This is a genomic window from Acinetobacter sp., assembly GCF_036666595.1.
In the GTDB taxonomy this organism is placed as follows: Bacteria; Pseudomonadota; Gammaproteobacteria; order Pseudomonadales; family Moraxellaceae; genus Acinetobacter.
Map to the genome: position 1 here is coordinate 1 of NZ_JAVWVO010000070.1, position 792 is coordinate 792.

The following is a 792-nucleotide window of genomic DNA, read 5'->3' on the forward strand; positions in this document are numbered from 1 at the left end:
GGTTTTAGTGGTCGGTTCGCCAAATTCATCAAATTCAAATCGCTTACGTGAACTTGCCGAACGTATGGGCAAGCAGGCTTATTTGGTCGATAATGCTGACCAATTGGATCAAAAATGGTTTAATGAGAATACTAAAATTGGGGTCACTGCTGGTGCATCTGCCCCAGAAATTTTAATCAAACAAGTCATACAACGTTTACAGGATTGGGGTGCCAAAGCACCAGAAGAACTTGCTGGGCGTGAAGAAAATATTACCTTTAGTTTGCCGAAAGAGTTACGTATCTCCGTAATTCAGGCATAACTGTTAAAGAGGTAACATTCTCTTTAAATTCTTAATTTGACAGGTAATTGTATTTTGGCAATTATCTGTTTTTTTATGCCTTTTATCCTTTATATGTTTAGTTTGTAATTAAGTTAGGTATTATTTTTAATAGGGTAAAATTTTGTTATCTGGGGGGAGTATGCAGCAAACAAAAAAAAATCAAGGATTCACCTTAATTGAATTGATTGTGACTGTTGCAGTAATGGCGATTATTGCAATGATGGCTGCGCCTTCTTTTGGGGATTTGGTTGCAAGAAAACAATTGGATACAACAGCAAGAGATTTTGCTTTGATTTTTGGTGAAACGAGAGGTCAGGCAATTTCTTTGCGAAAACCTATCACGCTTAAATTAACCTGCCCAACAGAAACAGATTCTATTACAGCCGAGACGAAGGTTGTTTGCCCGGCTAATACAGCAACATCGTTTTCTTGGATTTCACCACGTGATGATATTGAGCTAACAAGCGATG

General features: G+C 37.8%; 1 protein-coding gene and 1 pseudogene. Both read left to right on the forward strand.

The genetic code is table 11. The annotated features are described in order from the left end of the window. Positions 1–301: pseudogene (ispH, locus tag RR876_RS16815) on the forward strand (4-hydroxy-3-methylbut-2-enyl diphosphate reductase); the annotation flags it as partial. Positions 302–461: 160 nt separating this feature from the next. Then, on the forward strand, positions 462–792 hold a 331-nt coding region (locus tag RR876_RS16820), incomplete at its 3' end, for a prepilin-type N-terminal cleavage/methylation domain-containing protein (RefSeq protein WP_332637168.1).